Annotated in this window: 1 protein-coding gene; it reads right to left on the reverse strand. The window is 42.2% G+C overall.

Annotation, left to right across the window (positions count from 1 at the left end; all coding sequences use genetic code 11):
- The coding region (locus R7O13_RS26740) for a sodium:solute symporter family transporter (protein ID WP_318305191.1) at positions 1–691 on the reverse strand (691 nt) is incomplete at its 3' end.
- Positions 692–730: the final 39 nt, after the last annotated feature.

The raw sequence follows: 730 nt of genomic DNA on the forward strand, positions 1-730 counted from the left end.
TTGGTATTGATGCTACTACACCAATAATAGCCCCTTTACTGGTTGTTTTCTTCCAGAATAAGCCAAGTAAGAATACAGCCAAAATGCCAGGGCTAACTAAACCTGTATATTCTTGGATGTATTGGAATGCTTGGCCAATACCACCTAACATTGGGGCAATTAGGCAAGCAATAATTAGTGCCACCACAGCTGCAGTACGCCCAACATTCACCAACTTGTGGTCACCTGAGACAGGAGAGATATACTCTTGGTAAATATCCATAGTGAAGGTAGTGGCTGTTGAGTTAAGCATTGATGCTAGTGAAGAAACAATTGCAGCAGCAAGAGCCGCAAAAACAACACCTTTAACACCAACAGGCAAGAACTGAGTTAGCCAAGGGTATGCTTTATCCGCATTAGCAGCACTTGGAAGGTTTGTTGCTGCAATATCACCAAGGCTTGCCATTAGTTGTGGGTCAGAAGTAATAACGTAAGCGGCAATACCTGGCAATACCACGAGAAACGGAACGATAAGTTTCAAAAACGCTGCAAAAACAATACCTTTCTGAGCTTCCGATACTGATTTTGCAGCAAGTGTTCTTTGAATAATGTACTGGTTAAAGCCCCAGTAATATAAGTTTGCTACCCAAAGACCACCAATTAATACGGCAATACCAGGAAGGTTCATGTATTGTGGATTACTTTGATCCAAGATCATCTCAAAGTGGCCAGGAGCTGCATCGACCATTTT

It is taken from the genome of Vibrio sp. Y176 (assembly GCF_033438945.1).